Below are 18,485 nucleotides of genomic sequence, written 5' to 3'. Positions count from 1 at the left end.
GCGGGCCCGGTCCGGCGCGGATCTCCGCCGCCCGGCGGGGGCCGGCGCCGCGCCGCCCCACCGCACCGACACGCACGGTCGGGTTCGCGGGGCGTCGGGTCGCCCGTCGGGTGAGCGGCGCAGGCTACTGGCGGACGTGGGCGCGGACCCAGTCCACGATCGACGTCGTCGTCGCGCCCGGGGTGAAGATCTCGGCCACGCCCTTCGCCTTCAGGGGGGCGATGTCGTCCTCCGGGATGATGCCGCCGCCGAAGACCTTGATGTCCTCCGCCTCGCGCTCCTTCAGCAGTTCCAGGACGCGCACGAACAGCGTGTTGTGGGCGCCCGAAAGGATCGAGAGGCCGATCGCGTCGGCGTCCTCCTGGATCGCGGTGTCCACGATCTGCTCGGGAGTCTGGTGGAGGCCCGTGTAGATGACCTCCATGCCCGCGTCCCGCAGCGCACGCGCGATCACTTTGGCCCCGCGGTCGTGGCCGTCGAGACCCGGCTTGGCCACCACCACACGGATCGGACCGGTCACACCCATCGCACTGCCTCCCGAGTGAACGAACGTTAAGTACAGCATCGCGCACACCCCCGTTTCACGGTCAACCACGAGGGGGAAATCACACGTGGGACGGCGTTGATTCACCGCCATGGGGAGCCGAACCGGGGGGCGCGCGCCACCGTACCGACAGCCGCACGGCACGGTGGCGCGGCCGACCGCAGTCCCAAAAGGCTTAGGGGAGGCCGTCGATGGGGGTGTCCATACCCGTACCCGTGTCCGTGTCCGGGGCCGCGCTGCGGGCCGGAGTGTTGGAGGCGGTGGTCCTCGGCGGGCACCTACTGCTGTACCCGACCGGGATACGTCAGGAAAAGCCGCCCGCAACCGCCGCAAAACGCCTCGGGCAGACGCCGGTGCTCCTGCTGCACGGGTTCACGGACAACCGGTCCGTGTTCGTCCTGCTGCGCCGCACCCTCGCCGCGGGCGGCCGGCGGCAGGTGGAGACGTACAACTACTCCCCCTTCACCCGCGACCTGCGCGTCACCGCCCGCCACCTCGCCCGGCGCGTCGAGGAGCTGTGCGAGCGCACGGGGCAGGAGCGGGTGGACCTGGTCGGGCACAGTCTGGGCGGGCTGGTCGGGCGGTACTACGTCCAGCGCCTCGGCGGTGACGCCCGCGTCCGCACGCTCGTCACGCTCGGCACTCCGCATTCCGGTACGCGGGTCGCCCCCTTCATGGACGCGCATCCGCTGGTCCGGCAGATGCGCCCGGATTCCGAGGTGCTGGCCGAGCTGCGGGCGCCCGCGCCCGGCTGCCGCACCCGATGCGTGGCGTTCTGGAGCGAGTTCGACGAACTGATGGACCCGACCGAGACGGCCCGTATCGAGCATCCGGACCTCCTCGTGGAGAACGTGCAGGTCACGGGCATCGGACATCTCGCACTACCCGCACATCCGGCCGTGACGGCAGCGGTCCGACGCGCACTGGACAGGACCGGCCCGGCCGCCGTCGAAGGCCTGGAGGACGCCGCTTCCGTCGCGTGAACACCAACCGATCGAAACTCGAACGGATTTCGAACTCAAGGCCAAGGCTCGGCCTTGCTGCGACCGAAAGACGGCCGAATGCCCGGTTCCGGAAAGCCGGAAACCCCTGGAAGATTGTCGTTGCCAGTAACCGCCGGGTACAGTCACGCCACTGCTCTCCCCAGGGAACCTCAAGTTCCTTGGCCACCCAGGCCCCCCACTGCCGAGGCGAAAGAGAAGTTGGTGAACGACCGCCCCTCGTCGGGCCTGTACCCCGATTCCGGGTACGAAGGCCTTTCCAACACCACTTTCGCTGGTGACTCGACATACGTTTCCTACGAAACGCAGGGCCAGGGGTACGACTACGCCTCCTACGCCTCGTACGAGACCGGCGCGTACGACACCACCGCCTGGTCCGCGCAGGACAGTTACGCGCAGGACGGCGGCTACCTGTCGAGCATCCCCGCCCAGGGCGGCGTCTGCGAGGACACCGGCACCGGACAGTGGGACGCGAGCGCCTGGAACCAGCAGGGCGGCACGGACTACCAGGCCACCGGGTTCGACTACGAGCAGCCCGGGCAGACCGGCCAGTGGGCGGTGCCGGGCTACGGCACCACCGGCACCGAGACCGGCGCGTACGACGCCACCGCCTGGAACGCCGTCCCGCAGCACGAACAGCAGACGCAGACCTTCTCGTACGACTACCAGTACGAGTACCAGCAGCAGGCCCAGCAGCAGACGCACCACGACACGACCTACTCCTACGAGGCACCGGCCGCTCCCGCCGCCGACGCCTACAGCGAGACCGCCGTCTTCGAAGTCCTCGGCGACGAGGGCCCCGAGCCGGAACTCGGCCACGACCACGAGCACGACTTCGACCTCGACCTCGACCTCGATGCCGACGCCGCGGCCGACCCGGTGCACGACCTGCCCACCCAGGCCATGCCGCTCACCCCGGCCGACGCACCCGCGCCCCGCGCCTCGCGCCGCGCCGGCGCCAAGACGAAGTCGGCGGCAACGGCCCCCTCCAGCGGAGGCAACAGCCGGCGCCGCTCCCCGGCGAAGCGTTCCGCCTTGCTGACCGTGGCCGTACCGTCCGCCTGCGTGATGGGCGTCGCGGGTGTCGCGGCCGCCTCCGTCGGCGGACTCACCGGCGTGGACAAGCCCGCCGAGGACACCACCACGATGGCCGCGCCCGACCCGGCCTCGGTGAAGCCGGTCGCGGCGAACAGCAAGCTCGACACCCAGCTGACGGCGCTCAGCGCCGACGCCGGCGACTTCGCGGACCGCGCGAGCCGCACGCAGGAGCGCATCGACCTGCGTCAGCGCCAGGAAGACGAGAAGAAGAAGAAGGCGGAGGAGGAAGCGGCCAAGGAGGCGGCCCGCCCCAAGTTCGCGATCCCGGTCGAACAGCACGGCCTGAGCGCCACGTTCGGCCAGGCCGGCGGCATGTGGATGTCGGTGCACACCGGCATCGACTTCCCGGTCTCCTACGGCACCCCGGTCATGTCCGCCACCGACGGCACCGTGCGCACGCAGTGGAACAGCGCCTACGGCAACATGGCCATAGTGACCTCGCCCGACGGCACCGAGACGTGGTACTGCCACCTCAGCAGCACCAAGCTCCGGTCCGGCAAGGTCAAGGCGGGCGACGTCATCGCCTACTCCGGCAACTCCGGCAACTCCACCGGTCCGCACCTGCACTTCGAGGTCCGGCCCGGCGGCGGCTCGGCGATCGACCCGCTGCCGTGGCTCCGTAGCCACGGCCTGGACCCGAGCTAAGACCGCCCCGGCCGAACCACATCGGCCCGGGCCCCATCAGCCAGAGCCACATCAGCCTCAGCCACATCGGCCCGGACCGCACCGGCCCGGGCCCGGCGGAGCCGTTACAGCTTCTGCACCGGCGCGTAGCGCAGCAGCAGGCGCTTCGGCTTGTCGTCCCCGAAGTCGACGGTGGCCTGCGCGTCCGCGCCGGCTCCCCTGACCTCCATGACCGTGCCCAGCCCGAACTGGTCGTGCGTGACCCGGTCCCCGACCGCCAGCGCGATGACCGGCTTGTCGTTGGCCCGGCGCGTCGCGAACCCGGACGGCCCCGACTTCGTACGCGACGAGGACAGGAACGCCTCCGGCGAGGTCCCGAAGGTCGCCTTCCCCGTCCCGGATCCGTACCCGGACCCCGAGCCGGAGCCCCGCATCGGGCCCGCCGGCCTCTGGGCCGCGCCCGTGCGCTTCCACTGGAGGTACTCCGCCGGGATCTCTTCGAGGAACCGCGACGGCGGGTTGTAGGAAGGGGTGCCCCACGCACTGCGCATCGACGAGCGGGTCAGGTACAGCCGCTCGCGCGCCCGCGTGATGCCGACGTAGGCGAGGCGGCGCTCCTCCTCCAGCTCCTTGGTCTGGCCCAGCGCCCGCATGTGCGGGAAGACCCCGTCCTCCATGCCGGTCAGGAAGACCACCGGGAACTCCAGGCCCTTGGCGGTGTGCAGGGTCATCAGCGTGATGACGCCCGAGCCGTCCTCGTCCTCGTCGGGGATCTGGTCGGAGTCGGCGACGAGTGCGACCTGTTCCAGGAACTCGGCGAGGGTCCCGCCCGTGGCGGCTGCCGCCGGCGTCGCGGCGTCTTCGCCCCGGGCCTGTTCGAATTCCAGGGCCACGGCCGCGAGTTCCTGGAGGTTCTCGATCCGCGTCTCGTCCTGCGGGTCGGTCGAGGCCTGGAGCTCGGCGAGGTAGCCCGTGCGCTCCAGCACCGCTTCCAGCACCACCGCCGGGCCCGCGCCCGATTCGACGATCGTGCGGAGTTCCTCCATCAGCACGTTGAACCGCTTCACGGCGTTGGTCGAGCGGGCGGCCATGCCGAAGGCCTCGTCCACGCGTCGCAGCGCCTGCGGGAAGGTGATCTTCTCGCGCATGGCGAGGGCGTCGATCATCGCTTCCGCGCGCTCGCCGATGCCGCGCTTCGGCACGTTCAGGATGCGGCGCAGCGGAACGTTGTCCTCCGGGTTCGCCAGGACGCGCAGGTACGCGAGGACGTCCCGGACCTCCTTGCGCTCGTAGAAGCGGACGCCACCGACGACCTTGTAGGGCAGGCCGACCCGGATGAAGATCTCCTCGAACACGCGCGACTGCGCGTTCGTCCGGTAGAAGATCGCCACGTCGCCCGCCTTGGCTTCGCCCGCGTCCGTGAGCCGGTCGATCTCATCGGCGACGAACTGCGCCTCGTCGTGCTCGGTGTCCGCGACGTAGCCGGTGATGACGGAGCCGCTGCCGGCCTGGGTCCACAGGTTCTTGGCGCGGCGGTTCTCGTTGCGTTCGATGACCGCGTTGGCGGCGGAGAGGATCGTCTGCGTGGAGCGGTAGTTCTGCTCCAGCAGGATCGTCGTCGCGTCCTTGTAGTCCTCCTCGAACTGGAGGATGTTGCGGATGGTCGCGCCGCGGAAGGCGTAGATCGACTGGTCGGCGTCACCCACCACGCACAGCTCGGCCGGCGGCAGGTCCGGGTAGCCGGTGCCGACGAGCTCGCGCACCAGCGTGTACTGGGCGTGGTTGGTGTCCTGGTACTCGTCCACGAGGACGTGACGGAAGCGGCGCCGGTAGTGCTCGGCGACGTCCGGGAACGCCTGGAGCAGGTGCACCGTGGTCATGATGATGTCGTCGAAGTCGAGCGCGTTGGCCTCGCGCAGCCGCCCCTGGTACATCGCGTACGCCTGGGCGAGGGTCTTCTCGAAGCCGTCGGCCGCCTGTGCCGCGAAGGCGTCCTCGTCGATGAGCTCGTTCTTGAGGTTCGAGATCTTGGCGTTGAAGGACTTGGGCGGGAACTTCTTCGGGTCCAGGTCCAGGTCGCGGCAGACGAGCGCCATCAGGCGCTTCGAGTCGGCGGCGTCGTAGATCGAGAACGACGAGGTGAAGCCGAGGCGCTTGGATTCGCGGCGCAGGATGCGCACGCACGCGCTGTGGAAGGTGGAGACCCACATGGCGTTGGCGCGCGGGCCGACCAGCCCCTCGACGCGCTCCTTCATCTCACCGGCGGCCTTGTTGGTGAAGGTGATCGCCAGGATCTGGCCGGGGTGGACGCCCCGCGCGGCCAGCAGGTGGCCGATGCGGTGGGTCAGCACCCGGGTCTTGCCGGAGCCGGCGCCGGCCACGATGAGCAGCGGCGAGCCCGCGTGCACCACGGCGGCGGCCTGCTGCTCGTTGAGCCCGTCCAGGAGCGTCGCGGGGTCGATGACGGGCTTGGGGGCGCCGTCCCGGTAGTACGCGTCCCCGCTCATGGGTACGTCGAACCGGCCCCCGAAGAGGTCGTCCGCACCCGGTTCCGGTGCGGCGTGGTCCTCGGGCGGCGGAGGGACCTCGTCGGAGGGGGAGAGGTCCGCCAGGAAGCTGTCGTCAAAGAGGCTGCTCATCGCTTTCCGAGTCTAGGGGGCGGGACGGACACCCGGCCCCGGCCGCGGAAAATCGGCTGCTCCCGCCCCTGTGGCTCCCCTCACCCCGGGCTCACCGCAGGACGAGTTCCAGCAGGCCGGGGAAGCGCAGCTCCAGGTCGTCCCGGCGCAGCGTGAGGTAGAGCTTGCGGCCCTGCGGGCGCTGGCAGATCACACCGCCTTCGCGGAGCGTCTTGAGGTGGTGGGTGACGCTCGACCTGGGCAGGTCGGGCACCACTTCGCCGCAGAAGGCCTCCGCGCCGGAGGCGAGCCTGCGGACGATCTCCAGCCGGACGGGGTGGCCGAGGGCCGCGAGCACCTCGGCGAGTTCGAGGTGCTCGGCGCAGGGGTGGGTCAGCTCAGCAGCGGCAGCCATGCCCTCACTGTACGCAGATCTCGTACGGACCTTGCCTGACCATTCGAAGATCTCGTACAGTCGACACTGCCTGACCGTTCGAATTCTTCGTACGGTCGGGCCCCATCGCCCCCGCCCCGTGAGGACACCCCGTGCCCGGCACCGCCGCTCCCCAGGCCTTCCCCTTCGACGACGCCACCCTCGCCGCCTCCCTCGACGGCGGCTTCACCAGCCACCACGTCGACGTCGACGGCACCCGGCTGCACTACGTCCAGGGCGGCAGCGGCGAGCCGCTCGTCCTGCTCGGCGGGTGGCCGCAGACCTGGTGGCAGTGGCGCAAGGTGCTGCCCGCCCTGGCCGCCCGCTACCGCGTGATCGCCGTCGACCTGCGCGGCATGGGCGGCTCCGCCAAGCCCGCGGCCGGCTACGACAAGAAGACCCTGGCCCGCGACGTCCACGCGCTGCTCGGCCGGCTCGGCATCGACTCCGCGCACCTCGTCGGCCACGACATCGGCGCGATGGTGGCCTACGCGTACGCCGCCAACCACCCCGGGGCGACCCGGAAGATCGCCCTCCTGGACGTGTCCCACCCCGAGGAGAGCTGGGCCCGGATGACCCTGCTCCCCCAGCAGGGGCAGCGCCACAAGTGGTGGTTCGCCTTCAACCAGGTCCACGGGCTCCCCGAGCAGCTGCTCGCCGGCCGCTTCCACCTCCTGCTGGACTGGCTGTTCGAGAACGCCACCGCCGACCCCGCCTCGGTCGACGCGCACGCCCGCGAGGTGTACGCCCGCGCCTACGACGCGCCGGAGGCCGTACGCGCCGCCAACGACTGGTACCGGGCCTTCACCCGGGACATCGCCGACCTGGCCACGTACGCCCCGGTGACCGCGCCGATCCTGGCCCTCGGCGGCGAGTACAGCAACTACGAGAGCCTCGTCGCCGCCGTCCCGGCCCTGGGCACCGACACCCGCGTGGTGCGCGTCGACGGCAGCGGGCACTACCTGCCGGAGGAGCGCCCGGAGGTGGTCGTCGAGGAGCTGACCCGCTTCCTGGGCTGACCGGGAGCCCCCGTACGCTCGCCCCCATGGACGTACTCATCAGTGTCTTCGTGGGCCTGCACATCATCGGTATCGCCTCCCTCCTGGGCGGCTTCCTGACCCAGATGAAGGCGATGAGCGCCGGCACCGCCCGCTTCGTGCCCGCGATGCTGCACGGTGCGCTGACGATGCTCGTCACCGGCGTCCTGCTGGTCGGCTTCCGCGAGATGGACGGCGGCAGCGTCAACAACATCAAGATCGGCGTGAAGCTCGCCGTGCTCTTCGTGATCCTCGCGCTCGTCTACGTGAAGCGGGACGAGGAACACGTGGACAAGGCTCTGTTCGGCGCGGTCGGCGGACTGACCGTGGTCAATATCTTCATCGCCGTCCTCTGGCACTGACCCGGCACCGACCCGGAACCGCCACATCCGGTCGGGTCGGAACACTTGCGGTCATCTCGTCATCCGACTGTTACCTCCCGGTCTAGCGTCCTCCTCCAAGCACCGAGCTCCCGAGCGAGGAAGGACGTGAGGCCCTCGTGGCCAGTCACCGAAAGCCCAGGCAGCGCCCGCTCTCCCGCGGCACCGTACGCACCGCCGCCACGCTCGCCCTGGCGGGCGCTGCCACCGCCACCGCCTTCGAAGGCACCTCGCAGGCCGACCCCCAGCAGACGCCCTCCCAGGTGAAGGCGGAAGTGGACCGGCTCTACGAGCAGGCCGAGGAGGCGACCGAGCGGTACAACGGGGCGAAGGAGAAGGCCGACGAGGCCGAGCGCGCGCTCGACGGCCTGCGCGACGAGACCGCCCGCAAGACCGACCGGCTCAACACCGCCCGCCGGGCGCTCGGCTCCCTGGCCGCCGGCCAGTACCGCAGCGGCGGCCTGGGACCCGCCATGCAGCTGGCCCTGGCCGCGGACCCGCAGGACTACCTGGCCCGGGCCTCGTTCCTCACCCGCACCGGCGACCGCAGCGCCGCCGAGATCTCCTCCGTGCGGCACCAACTGGACGAGGTCGGACAGCTCAAGGAGCAGGCCGCCGGCCGGCTCGCCGACCTGCGCGCCCGCGAGGGCGAACTCGCGGCGGCCAAGACCACCATCGAGGGCAAGCTCAGCACCGCCAAGCAGCTGCTGGCCAAGCTCACCGCCGAGGAGCGCGCCGCCTACGAGGCCGCAGGTGCCGGATCCGCCGGGGGGACCGGGTCCGCCGCGGGTGCGGCCCCGGCCGGGCCGGGCACCACGGCCCCGCCGGCTTCGGACGGCTCGCGCGCCGCCCGTGCGGTCGCCTTCGCGTACGGGGCGATCGGCAAACCGTACGTCTGGGGCGCGACCGGACCGGGCTCGTTCGACTGCTCCGGCCTGACCCAGGCTGCCTGGCGCTCGGCCGGGGTCTCCCTCCCCCGCACCACCTACACCCAGATCAACGCGGGACAGCGCGTCTCCCGCGACCAGCTGGCCCCCGGCGACCTGGTGTTCTTCTACTCCGGGGTGACCCACGTCGGCCTCTACATCGGCAACGGCCAGATGATCCACGCCCCGCGGCCCGGGTCCACGGTCCGGGTGGCCCCCGTCGACTCCATGCCCTGGGCCGGCGCTTCCCGCCCGGCGTGACGGGCCGGGTGGCGTGACGGGCCGGGTGGCGTGACGGGCCTACGGCGCCTTGACCTGCGTGCTCAGCCAGCCGAAGGTCTGCGGGATCTGCTTCGACCACGAGTCGAGGTTGTGGCCGCCGGTGACCTTCTCCGCGTGCACCGCGGTGGGGTTCTGCGCGATCCCCTTGAGGTCCGTGCCGGACAGGTAGCCGTCCTGCTCGGCGCCCGACATCCACAGCGACACCGCCGGCGGCGCGGGCGCGGCCTTGAGCAGGGCCTTCAGGTTGTGGGTGCGCCGCATCTCCGGGTCCTGGGCGACGAGCGAGGTGGGCTCCTGGCCCGGGTCGTTGTATCCGGACAGGGAGACGGCCGCGCTGTAGCGGTCGGGGTGCAGGATCGCCAGCTTCGCGGCGCAGTACGCACCCGCCGAGTACCCGGCGACGCCCCAGGTGCGGGCCTCGTCCGACGCCCGGAAGTTGTCGGTGACCATCTTGCGGACGTCGACGCTGAACCAGCTGTCGGCGTTGACCTTGCCGGGGATGTTCGCGCAGCCGGTGTCGCCGTTGCCCAGCAGCATCGCGCGCGGCGAGACCAGGATGAACGGCTGCACCTTGCCGCTCTTCATCAGCGGCTCCAGCACCTCGGCCGCCTTGAGCCCCTGGAACCAGGACTTGCCCGTCCCGGGTATGCCGGGGATCAGCTCCACCACCGGGAACTTCTTGTCCTTGAACGCCGGGTCGTCGTACTGCGGCGGCAGCCACACCATGACGTCGCCCTTGACCCCGGAGATCTTGCCGTCGAGCTCGGTCTTCTTGACCCGGCCGCCGAGGCCCTCGACCGGCTGGAACTCCTGGTGCACCTTCGGCTCGGCCTTGACCTCCGCGGCCTTCTTGCCGCCGAGCCCGTCCGGGCCGAGGTCGGGGGCGGCGGTGACGTACTTGCCGGTGCCGAGCAGATCGCCCCAGGAGTTGTAGAAGGTCTCCTGCCGGTTCACCGCGATGAACACCAGGGCCACGGCGGTGACCTGGGCGAACAGCAGCATCACGGCCCGGGTCGACACCCGTACGACGGCGGGGCCGCGCACCTTGCTCCACACGACCAGCGGCAGGACGACGGCGATCGCCGTAAGGACGATCGCCGTCGCGAAAAGGGGAATCCCGGTCAAGCTCATCACGCAACCCAAGAGGGCCGCGTCGTACGCGCGGGTTCCCGCCGGTGGCTGCGGCGTAAATCACAGGCCAAAGGTCCGGGCGTCCCGGCCCGGGATCAGACCAGGCGGCGCGCCGTCGCCCAGCGGGTCAGCTCGTGACGGTTGGAGAGCTGGAGCTTGCGGAGCACCGCCGAGACGTGCGATTCGACGGTCTTGACCGAGATGAAGAGCTGCTTGGCGATCTCCTTGTACGCGTACCCGCGCGCGATCAGCCGCAGCACCTCGCGCTCGCGCTGCGTGAGGCGGTCCAGGTCCTCGTCGACCGGCGGTGCGTCCGTCGAGGCGAAGGCGTCGAGCACGAAGCCCGCGAGCCGCGGCGAGAACACCGCGTCCCCCTCCTGCACCCGGAAGATCGAGTCCACCAGGTCGGTCCCGGTGATGGTCTTGGTGACGTACCCGCGCGCGCCGCCCCGGATGACCCCGATGACGTCCTCGGCGGCGTCCGACACCGACAGGGCCAGGAACCTCACCTGGTCCTCGGCCGCCGCCATCAGCGGGGCGCAGCGCCGCAGCACCTCGACACCGCCGCCACCGGGCAGGTGCACGTCGAGCAGGACCACCTCGGGCCGGGTGGCGGTGATGACGGTGACGGCCTGGTCGACATCGGCCGCCTCGCCGACGACTTCGACCCCGGTCCGGGCGGTCTCGCCGATCTCGGCCTGCACGCCCGTACGGAACATCCGGTGGTCGTCGACGAGCACCACCCGAACGTGCCTGGCCACTGCCCCGATGCCGGTCTCTTCGGTCATGCTGCGTTCGCCGCCCTCTCCATCTCCAGCTCGACTTCCGTGCCGCCGTCGGGCGCGGACCGCAGCCGTGCGGTCCCGCCGTTGCGCTGCATCCGGCCGATGATCGATTCTCGTACGCCCATGCGGTCGTCCGGTACCGCGTCGATGTCGAAGCCCGGCCCCCGGTCCCGTACGGAAACGAACACCTGCTGCCCCTCCACCTCGGCGTACACCTGCACCGGCCCGCCCTCGCCACCGTACTTGGCGGCGTTGACCATCGCCTCGCGCGCGGCCTGCATCTGTGCGGCCAGCTTCTCGTCGAGCGGGCAGTCGCCGACCACGACGACCTCGATCGGGACGCCGTGGTGGTCCTCCACCTCGGCCGCCGTCTTCTTGACGGCCTCCGCGAGGGTGGTGGGTTCCTCCGCCTCGTCCTTGCCGGTGCCTTCTGGCTTGTACAGCCAGTTCCGCAGCTCCCGCTCCTGCGCCCGGGCGAGGCGGCGCACCTCGCCGACGTCCTCCGCGTTGCGCTGGATCAGGGTGAGGGTGTGCAGCACCGAGTCGTGTACGTGGGCGGCGACCTCGGCGCGCTCCTGGGCGCGGATGCGCATCAGGCGTTCCTCGGAGAGGTCCTGGGTCATCCGGATCAGCCAGGGTCCGGCCAACAGGGCTATGCCGACGAGGACGGCGAGGGCCGCGGTCAGTACGTTGCCGAGCTGCGCCGCGGAGCCGCGTACGACGATGAAGACGGTCAGGCCCACCCCGACCAGCGCGACCCCGGCGAACCCGCGGGCCAGCTGGAGCAGGCGGGCGTTGCGCCCGGCGGCCGCGCCCCAGTGGGCGCGGCGGGCGTTGTCGGCCTGCCGCCAGACGAGGACCACGCCGGCGCCGACCAGCAGCGTCGGCCACACGTACCGGCCGGAGGTGCCGCCGAGCTGGACCTTGGAGATGAAGATCCCGGCGCCGATGCACAGGGCGATGAGCGCGGTGATCTGCCCCTTGTCGGGTTTGCGCAGGCGGCGGGTGCCGTCGGAGAGGGTCTCGAAGAAGGAGCGGTGGCCGGTGCGGCCGCCGACCCCCAGCGGTACGAAGACCCAGAACGCGGCGTACAGCAGGACGCCCAGTCCGTCGCCCCACATGAACAGGCCGAGGAAGGCGAGCCGGACCCAGACGACGGGCAGCCCGAGGTGCCCGGCGAGACCGCGCGCTACACCGCCGAGCATCCGACCGTCGGCGCTGCGGTAGAGCCTGCGCTGGACCGGTTCGTCGGCATCTGCCGTGTGCGGGGGGCGGGGGGCGGCGGAGACGGGCATGTCACTGATGGTCACATGCGCGCGGCGCGTGCGGCATCAGGGCATCCCCCCAGTTCTGTCGGGGGGATATCAGGGTTGTGCCAGGGTCGGGCCCGGTGCCGCGCGGTGCGGCGGGTTGTCACCATGGACCCATGACCAAGCACGACTCCCCGCCCTCTCCGGCCGGTGCCGGCGCGGCACCGCCGCCGCCGGGCGGCCGCACCGCGGACCGGCCCGCCGACCGCGCGACCGATCGCGCCGCCGACCGGCCGTCGCTGCGCCGCAGCAAGCGCGACAAGGTCCTCGCGGGCGTGTGCGGCGGTTTGGGCCGGTACTTCGACCTGGATCCGGTGATCTTCCGGATCGTGCTCGGCGTCCTCGCGATCACCGGCGGTGTGGGCCTGATCTTCTACGGCTTCGCCTGGCTGCTGGTGCCGGTGGACGGCGAGGAGGACAGCGAGGCGAAGAAGCTGCTGACCGGCCGGGTCGAGGGTGCCACCCTGGCCGCGGTGTTCGCGGCCCTGGTCGGCTGCGCACTGTTCCTGTCGATGCTGGACAACGGCGGACTGGCCGTGTTCTCCGTCCTGGCCGTCCTGGCCCTCGGCGGCGCCTCGTACTGGTCGCAGCGCCGCCGGAGCACGGCCGCCCCCGAGGCGGAGCCGCAGGCGACGCACCGCCCGGGCCCGCCGGAGACCCAGGCGCCGCCCGCGCCGGGCAGTCCGTCGTGGTGGCGGGACCCGCTGGTCAAGGACGGCACCACCGGCCCCGTCGGAACCACCGGGTACCTGTGGGGGCCGGATGATTCCGCCGACGCCAACGCCGCCCGGAACATCGGGAGCGGTCGCGTCGCGGCGGAGTTCGGGCGGGCCGCTGCCACGCCGGTCCCGCGCGGTGGCATCGGCGGCCGGGTGTTCGTCCTGGCCCTGCTGGCCGGGGGCGTCGCCACCGCGTCGGTCTGGCAGGGCAGCACCCTCTCGCACGCGCTGCAGATCGGGCTGGCCTCGGCGCTGGCCGTCTTCGGTCTGGGTCTGGCGTTCAGCTCGGTCAAGGGCCGCACCGGTTTCGGGACCATCCTGCTCGCGATGATCACCGCCGGGCTGCTGGCCGGCGCCTCCGCGCTGCCCCGTGAGATCGGCACCGACTGGAAGGCCGTGGAGTGGCGGCCGGCCGCGGTGGCCGATGTGAAGCCCGTGTACACGGCGGGCACGGGGCTGGCGACGCTGGACCTGAGCCGGCTGGACGTGCCGAAGGGCAGCACGCTGCCCGTACGCGCCCACCTGAAGGCGGGCCGGCTCAAGGTGATCCTGCCCCGCGAGGTCACGGCGCAGGCCGATGTCTCGGTCAAGCTGGGCGACATCGCGATGCCCGGGGACACCAGCCAGGACGTACGCATCAAGAGCGGTGGCGAAACCCAGCAGGTGACGCTGAAGCCGTCCGCCGGCACCGAGGCCGGGGGGACGATCGAGCTGCACCTGGACACGGGTGTGGGACAGGTGGAGGTGGCCCGTGCGGCGTCATGAGTTCCAGCCCGGGCGGCTGCTGGCCGGCCTGGTCTTGGTCGCCGCGGGCGTGCTGTACCTGCTCGATGCGACCGGGGAGGCGGACCTGCCGTGGTTCCTGGTCATCCCGATGACCATGGGCGGGCTCGGCCTTGCCGCGCTGGTGGGGCTGGTGACCTACGCGGTCCGCCGGGACCGGCGCGACCGGATCAGCGAGTCCAGCGACAGGTAGGGCGCACCGGCCAGGATCATCGGGATCCAGGCCATCAGGTAGATCAGGTCGTTGCCGTAGTAGTACGGGGACACCTGCCAGGACACCGTGAGCCACAGGCTGAGCGAGATCAGCGCTCCGCCGGTGGCCGCGATCCGGGTCAGCAGGCCGGCCAGGACGCCCAGGCCGACCAGGAGCTCACCGATGGCCAGCACCACGGCGAAGCCGACGGGCGACAGCAGGGCCCAGTCCACCAGGGCGGGGATCGCGGAGGTGTCGCGCACGCCGTGCATCAGCTCGCCGATGGAGCCGGGGCCGGAGACGGACAGGAACGCGGAGTCGGTCAGCTTGTCCAGGCCCGCGTAGACGAAGGTCACGCCGAGGAAGATCCGCAGCGGCAGCAGGGCGTAGCGGGCGGCCCGTTCCCGTAGTCCGGGCCGGGCGGCGGAAGGGACGTCAGTTCGGGTCACGCCCCATGTGTACCCCGTTCATTCGGCCACGTCGATGGTGCAGCGGTTGGATTCCACTCCTGCGGCCGTGACCACTTGGACCTCGACGCGCCCGGGTTCCACTTCCGCCGGGACCGGCACGGTCAGGACCGAGTCCGAGGGGTTGGTGAACCCGCCCGCGACGGGCACCAGCGGCACGTGCACGTGGACCGCCCCGACGCGTACGACCAGCCGGGCCAGCATCTCCGGCGTCTGCGCCCCCGGCGGCACGAAGCCCACGCCGCGGATCTCGATGTCGTCGCCGGGCCGGACGGCCGCGTCGAGGTCGCCGGGCTCCCGTCTGCGGACCACCGACAGCACGAGCGGACGGGTCACCTCCGCGAACTTCGCCGCCAGGTACACCGTCGCCGACAGGGCCACCAGCATGGCCAGCGCCCACGGGAGCCGCGGCAGCCGGTCCGGGAACCGGGCCAACGACACCGCTGCGAAGGCCAGCACCACCGTGGAGACCAGGATGTACTGCGCGTCCGGGAAGCTCCCGCGGCCCGCGTCGTCCGTGAGCAGGTCGACCCCGCGCGGCCGGTCCGCCGGCAGCTTCTGCATCCGCTGGCCCATGATCCGTACGGTGACCACGCGGCGTACCAGCACCGCGACGGCCGAGGTCAGCGCGACCACCGCGAGCAGCGGCAGCGCCCGTCCCAGCGCCAGCCCGGCGTACAGGGCCTGTCGTTCCGGGCCGGGCGACGAGGCCGCCAGCCGCAGCGCGGGCAGCAGCGCGGCGAACGCCGTCAGCACCACCCACGCGCACGGAACCGCCTTCGAGGTGGACAGCCGGTTGTCCTCCCCGACCAGTGGGGCGAGCAGCCCGCCGCGCACCGACTGGGCGCGGGCGGCGACCGTGAGCAGCCCGGCCAGGACCACCGCCGCGAGCAGCCCGGCGGTGCGCGCCGTGGACCAGCCGGTGCCCAGCGCGGTGCCGACCTGTACCAGCAGCAGCACCCCGGCGGCGATCCACACGGCGAGGACGGCCCGCCGCGAGAACAGGTACAGCCAGGAGTTGCCGGCTTCCCGGCTGCGGTCGGCGACGGTGCGGGCGGACAGGGTCAGTTCGTCGGAGACCCACTGCCGGGAGGCTCCGGCGGACCGGGCCACCGCGGCCGGCAGCCCCTGGCCGGCGGCGAACTCGTCGCGCTTCTCGGTGAACGCGGCGACCGCGCGCCGGTGCCCCTCCTGGGCGCCGTGCGGGCAGTCGTCACAGGTGCAGGCGCCGCCGTGGGTGCTTCGGGACATCTCTTGGACAGCCACGTGCGTGCCGCCTCTCTGAACTACGGTGCAATGCCAGCGAATTGTGCACCACTGCGGCAGTGCTCCGGATTGCGCACGATGTCAGAGCAGGTGATTAACCGTTCATGATGTTGACGTCACCCGCCCGGCCCAGTCCCGTCAGGGGGCGACGGTCTGCCACAGGGGCTGGTAGCTGACCCAGGCGGCGAGATCCGTGCCGAAACGCTCCCGCGCGGCGAGCGCGCTACGGTGCTCGATCGGTACCGGCTTCCCGGCGGCCCGGGCGATCAGCTGCACCTGCGCGGCGCGTTCCGCCGCGATGAACCACCAGGCCGCCGCGTCCACGGAGTTCCCCACCGTCAGCAGCCCGCGGTTGCGCAGGACCAGCGCCTTGTACGGGCCGAGGGCGCGGGCGATCCGGTCGGCGTCCGCCGGACCGGCGAAACCGTCCAGGAGCGCGTGGTCCTCGAAGAAGGCACAGGCCTCCTCGGTGATCGGGGCGAGCAGTTCGCCGAGCGCTGCCAGCGCCCTGCCGTACGGGGCGTGCGTGTGCACCACCGCGACCGCATCGGGGCGGGCCCGGTGCACGGCGGCGTGCACGGCGAAGGCCAGTTCGTTGACGCGCCGGTCGCCCTGGAGGACGCGCCCGTCGCCGTCGACGAGCAGCAGGTCGTCGGCGGTGAGTGCGGACAGGGCCTGGCCGAAGGGGTTGGTCCAGTAGCAGTCCCGGAACTCGGGGTCGCGCGTGCTGGCGTGCCCGGCGACGCCCTCCTCGTACCCGAGCCGCCCGAACAGCCGCAGCGCTCCGGCGAGGCGTCCCTTGCGGTGGGCGCGCTCCACGTCCGGGTCGGTGTGCACGGGTGGCATCGGGAACCGCAGCCGGTCCACGGGTACGGGTACGGGCTGCTCGGCCATGGGCGCTCCTTCGACGGCTCGGCTCGCGGCGCAAGGTACCGGCGGCTCCCGAAACTGGCCATACCGACGGCGAAGCCGCCGCTCCCCGGGGGGAACGGCGGCTTCGTCACGGGCTGCGGGTGGGGACTACTCCCACTCGATGGTGCCCGGGGGCTTGCTCGTGCAGTCGAGGACGACGCGGTTCACGTCGGGCACCTCGTTGGTGATGCGGGTGGAGATCCGCGCGAGCACCTCGTACGGCATGCGCGTCCAGTCCGCGGTCATGGCGTCCTCGGAGGAGACGGGGCGCAGCACGATCGGGTGACCGTAGGTGCGGCCGTCGCCCTGGACGCCGACGCTGCGGACGTCCGCGAGCAGGACGACCGGGCACTGCCAGATCTCGCGGTCCAGGCCGGCCGCGGTCAGCTCGTGGCGGGCGATGGCGTCGGCCTCGCGGAGCAGGTCCAGGCGCTCCTTGGTGACCTCGCCGACGATGCGGATGCCGAGGCCGGGGCCCGGGAAGGGCTGGCGCTGGACGATCTCGTCCGGCAGGCCGAGCTCCTGGCCGACCATCCGGACCTCGTCCTTGAACAGCTGGCGCAGCGGCTCGACGAGCTCGAACTCGATGTCGTCGGGGAGGCCGCCGACGTTGTGGTGGGACTTGATGTTGGCGGTGCCGGTGCCGCCGCCGGACTCGACGACGTCCGGGTACAGGGTGCCCTGGACCAGGAAGGCCACCGCGGGGCCGTCCTCCTGGAGGATCTCCAGCTGGGCCTGCTCGAAGACGCGGATGAACTCGCGACCGATGATCTTCCGCTTGGTCTCCGGGTCGGAGACGCCGGCGAGCGCGGTCAGGAAGCGCTCCTGCGCGTCGACGACCTTCAGCTGTACGCCGGTGGCGGCGACGAAGTCCTTCTCGACCTGCTCGGTCTCGCCCTTGCGCATCAGGCCGTGGTCGACGTACACGCAGGTCAGCTGGGAGCCGATGGCCTTCTGGACGAGGGCCGCGGCGACCGCGGAGTCCACGCCGCCGGAGAGGCCGCAGATGGCGCGCTTGTCGCCGACCTGCTCGCGGATGGCCGCGACCTGCTCCTCGACGATGTTGCCGGTGGTCCAGGTGGGCTCCAGGCCGGCGCCGCGGTAGAGGAAGTGCTCCAGCACCAGCTGGCCGTGCGTGGAGTGCATCACCTCGGGGTGGTACTGCACGCCGTAGAGCTTCTTCTCGTCGTTCTCGAAGGCCGCGACCGGGACGACGTTCGTCGACGCGGTGACGGTGAAGCCCTCGGGAGCGGCGGAGCAGGCGTCGCCGTGGGACATCCACACCGACTGGTTCTCGGGGGTGCCCTCGAAGAGCGTGGAGCCGGCCTTGGAGACGGCGAGCGGCGTACGGCCGTACTCGCGGGCGCCGGTGTTGTCGACGGTGCCACCCAGGGTGGTCGCCATCAGCTGGAAGCCGTAGCACATGCCGAAGACGGGGACGCCGGACTCGAACAGGGCCAGGCCGTCGTCCAGGCGCGGGGCGCCCTCTTCGTAGACGGAGGACGGGCCGCCGGAGAGGATGATCGCCTTGGGGTTCTTGGCCAGCATCTCGGCCACGGGCATCGTGCTGGGCACGATCTCGCTGTAGACCCGGGCCTCGCGGACGCGGCGGGCGATGAGCTGGGCGTACTGGGCGCCGAAGTCGACGACGAGAACCGTGTCCGGGGCGCTGTCGTGGGCGGCGGAGGGTGCTTCTGGCACGGGGCGGCCTTCCGGCGGAAGAGGTGGCTGTTTTGTCGATTCTACCGGTGGCGCCGGCGGCGGGTTTGTCGCACCATCCGAGGCCCGCGTCACCCCGACCGTCTCACGATCCGAACCCGGTTGGCCGGGACGGGGGCGGGAGGCAATAATCCACACCGTGCGCAAGCAGCTGAGCTTCCTCTTTACCTATGGCACCGGCCGGTCCGGTCGCCATGGGTCCGTGTGATGCTCGCTTGAGCCACTGACTTCCCAGAGCGCCCCGGTCCGACAGGACC

The 18,485-nt window shown here is 71.6% G+C and carries 17 protein-coding genes; 7 read left to right on the top strand and 10 right to left on the bottom strand.

The features are described from left to right. Nucleotides 1-124: 124 nt before the first annotated feature. On the bottom strand, nt 125-526 hold the full coding sequence (locus OG974_RS25420) for a cobalamin B12-binding domain-containing protein (protein ID WP_327284989.1): 402 nt from the start codon (nt 524-526) through the stop codon (nt 125-127). A 209-nt stretch (nt 527-735) separates the two neighbouring features. On the opposite strand from OG974_RS25420, the gene OG974_RS25415 reads away from it, so the two are divergent. Next, nucleotides 736-1,527, top strand: coding sequence for an alpha/beta fold hydrolase (locus OG974_RS25415; RefSeq protein WP_327284988.1), 792 nt, complete (start codon nt 736-738; stop codon nt 1,525-1,527). A gap of 78 nt (nt 1,528-1,605) precedes the next feature. Then, nucleotides 1,606-3,288, top strand: a complete 1,683-nt coding sequence (locus OG974_RS25410) for a M23 family metallopeptidase (protein ID WP_371644561.1) — start codon at nt 1,606-1,608, stop codon at nt 3,286-3,288. Between the two features lie 104 nt (nt 3,289-3,392). On the opposite strand, the gene pcrA is transcribed toward OG974_RS25410, so the two are convergent. Then, nucleotides 3,393-5,906 (bottom strand): DNA helicase PcrA, encoded by a 2,514-nt coding sequence (pcrA, locus tag OG974_RS25405; RefSeq protein WP_371644559.1) that lies wholly within the window; start codon nt 5,904-5,906, stop codon nt 3,393-3,395. Nucleotides 5,907-5,997: 91 nt separating this feature from the next. Then, on the bottom strand, nt 5,998-6,300 hold the full coding sequence (locus OG974_RS25400; protein ID WP_327284985.1) for a helix-turn-helix domain-containing protein: 303 nt from the start codon (nt 6,298-6,300) through the stop codon (nt 5,998-6,000). Nucleotides 6,301-6,431: 131 nt separating this feature from the next. Between OG974_RS25400 and OG974_RS25395 the strand changes: the two genes are divergently transcribed. The 3 genes from OG974_RS25395 to OG974_RS25385 all read left to right on the top strand — a co-directional run bounded on the left by OG974_RS25395 (nt 6,432) and on the right by OG974_RS25385 (nt 8,922). After that, nucleotides 6,432-7,337 (top strand): alpha/beta fold hydrolase, encoded by a 906-nt coding sequence (locus tag OG974_RS25395; protein WP_371644557.1) that lies wholly within the window; start codon nt 6,432-6,434, stop codon nt 7,335-7,337. A 26-nt stretch (nt 7,338-7,363) separates the two neighbouring features. Continuing rightward, on the top strand, nt 7,364-7,717 hold the full coding sequence (locus tag OG974_RS25390; RefSeq protein ID WP_327284983.1) for a hypothetical protein: 354 nt from the start codon (nt 7,364-7,366) through the stop codon (nt 7,715-7,717). 137 nt (nt 7,718-7,854) lie between these two features. Next, nucleotides 7,855-8,922: an NlpC/P60 family protein gene (locus OG974_RS25385; RefSeq protein WP_328763404.1), complete on the top strand. Its 1,068-nt coding sequence runs from the start codon at nt 7,855-7,857 to the stop codon at nt 8,920-8,922. Nucleotides 8,923-8,961: 39 nt separating this feature from the next. Here the strand turns inward: OG974_RS25385 and OG974_RS25380 are convergent, their stop codons facing one another. The 3 genes from OG974_RS25380 to OG974_RS25370 all read right to left on the bottom strand — a co-directional run bounded on the left by OG974_RS25380 (nt 8,962) and on the right by OG974_RS25370 (nt 12,154). Further along, a complete protein-coding gene (locus OG974_RS25380) occupies nt 8,962-10,074 on the bottom strand; it encodes an alpha/beta hydrolase-fold protein (RefSeq protein ID WP_327284981.1) in 1,113 nt (370 codons plus the stop codon). A gap of 95 nt (nt 10,075-10,169) precedes the next feature. Beyond that, the gene (locus OG974_RS25375; RefSeq protein ID WP_327284980.1) at nt 10,170-10,862 is read right to left on the bottom strand and encodes a response regulator transcription factor; all 693 of its coding nucleotides are present in this window, start codon (nt 10,860-10,862) and stop codon (nt 10,170-10,172) included. Continuing rightward, nucleotides 10,859-12,154 (bottom strand): PspC domain-containing protein, encoded by a 1,296-nt coding sequence (locus OG974_RS25370; RefSeq protein WP_327284979.1) that lies wholly within the window; start codon nt 12,152-12,154, stop codon nt 10,859-10,861. Before OG974_RS25370 ends, OG974_RS25375 begins: the two co-directional genes overlap by 4 nt. A gap of 131 nt (nt 12,155-12,285) precedes the next feature. Here OG974_RS25370 and OG974_RS25365 point away from each other — a divergent pair, with 131 nt between their 5' ends. After that, complete coding sequence (locus OG974_RS25365) at nt 12,286-13,653, top strand: PspC domain-containing protein (protein WP_327284978.1); 1,368 nt, start codon at nt 12,286-12,288, stop codon at nt 13,651-13,653. Beyond that, nucleotides 13,640-13,864, top strand: a complete 225-nt coding sequence (locus OG974_RS25360) for a hypothetical protein (protein ID WP_327284977.1) — start codon at nt 13,640-13,642, stop codon at nt 13,862-13,864. Before OG974_RS25365 ends, OG974_RS25360 begins: the two co-directional genes overlap by 14 nt. Here OG974_RS25360 and OG974_RS25355 read toward each other — a convergent pair. The 4 genes from OG974_RS25355 to guaA all read right to left on the bottom strand — a co-directional run bounded on the left by OG974_RS25355 (nt 13,810) and on the right by guaA (nt 18,210). Next, entirely contained in the window at nt 13,810-14,313 is a 504-nt protein-coding gene (locus OG974_RS25355; protein WP_327284976.1) for a DoxX family protein, read from the bottom strand. The genes OG974_RS25360 and OG974_RS25355 overlap by 55 nt on opposite strands. An 18-nt stretch (nt 14,314-14,331) precedes the next feature. Beyond that, nucleotides 14,332-15,582 (bottom strand): hypothetical protein, encoded by a 1,251-nt coding sequence (locus OG974_RS25350; protein WP_371644553.1) that lies wholly within the window; start codon nt 15,580-15,582, stop codon nt 14,332-14,334. A 153-nt stretch (nt 15,583-15,735) separates the two neighbouring features. After that, complete coding sequence (locus OG974_RS25345; RefSeq protein ID WP_327284974.1) at nt 15,736-16,491, bottom strand: class II aldolase/adducin family protein; 756 nt, start codon at nt 16,489-16,491, stop codon at nt 15,736-15,738. A 126-nt stretch (nt 16,492-16,617) separates the two neighbouring features. Beyond that, nucleotides 16,618-18,210, bottom strand: a complete 1,593-nt coding sequence (guaA, locus tag OG974_RS25340; protein WP_327284973.1) for a glutamine-hydrolyzing GMP synthase — start codon at nt 18,208-18,210, stop codon at nt 16,618-16,620. Between the last annotated feature and the right edge of the window lie 275 nt (nt 18,211-18,485).

Source organism: Streptomyces sp. NBC_00597 (genome assembly GCF_041431095.1).
Classification (GTDB): domain Bacteria; phylum Actinomycetota; class Actinomycetes; order Streptomycetales; family Streptomycetaceae; genus Streptomyces.
This window is presented reverse-complemented; position numbering and strand designations above follow the sequence as displayed.